The organism is Micromonospora aridisoli (assembly GCF_056150025.1).
Map to the genome: position 1 here is coordinate 1 of NZ_JAXCFK010000061.1, position 678 is coordinate 678.

Sequence of the window (678 nt, forward strand, 5' to 3'; positions counted from 1 at the left end):
GCGCCAGCAGCGAACTTCGGCTTCCCGCGCGGTCGGAATGACGACCAAGTCAACAGCTTCTCGTAGTGCCTCAATTGGTCAACGGCGCATGGTTTTCATCGCAGCCTTGGGCGAGAGCACCCAATCAATGTCGAGCGCTGGAGAAGAAGCCGGGTGCCGTCGCGGCGGTGATGCAGCAATCACGCTGGATCCAGGCAGGGGCGCCCGGACGTGGCGCTCCTGTCTCATGCATTTCAGTTCAGATACTCGACGCCATGAATCCTGTTTCGGGATCCGTTTGAACTGAGCCAGATAGGGCGCGCGTACCACCGCCCCGAAGTCGTCCTGCACATCTACATAGGTGATAATGTCAAAAGGACAGCCCCTACGCCTAGACACGCCGTAGTTGTGCAACTATGCGCGTCTACGACGGCACTGTGCGTCAAGCAGCTTGATATGCTGTATTTGGGTCTCGTGCTCAAGGACGGATCTTCTGACCAATGCTGCCTGCGTTTCGGGAGCTAGGCCCCCACTGGGGGGATCCGTGTCGAGATTTGTCGGGAACGAATACCCCTCGGCCGACGCCGCAATCACCGCATCCAGCTCGGACGCCGACAGCTTTCCGTCTTGCCAGAGTTCTGACAGTGGCTCAAACAGAGTTTTGCACATGCCCAACCGGTCCACGCTTTCCATCGCACG

1 pseudogene is annotated in these 678 nt (G+C 58.7%); it reads right to left on the reverse strand.

Annotation, left to right across the window (positions count from 1 at the left end):
• Window positions 1-393 precede the first annotated feature (393 nt).
• A pseudogene (locus SM447_RS29325) lies at window positions 394-678 on the reverse strand (hypothetical protein); the annotation flags it as partial.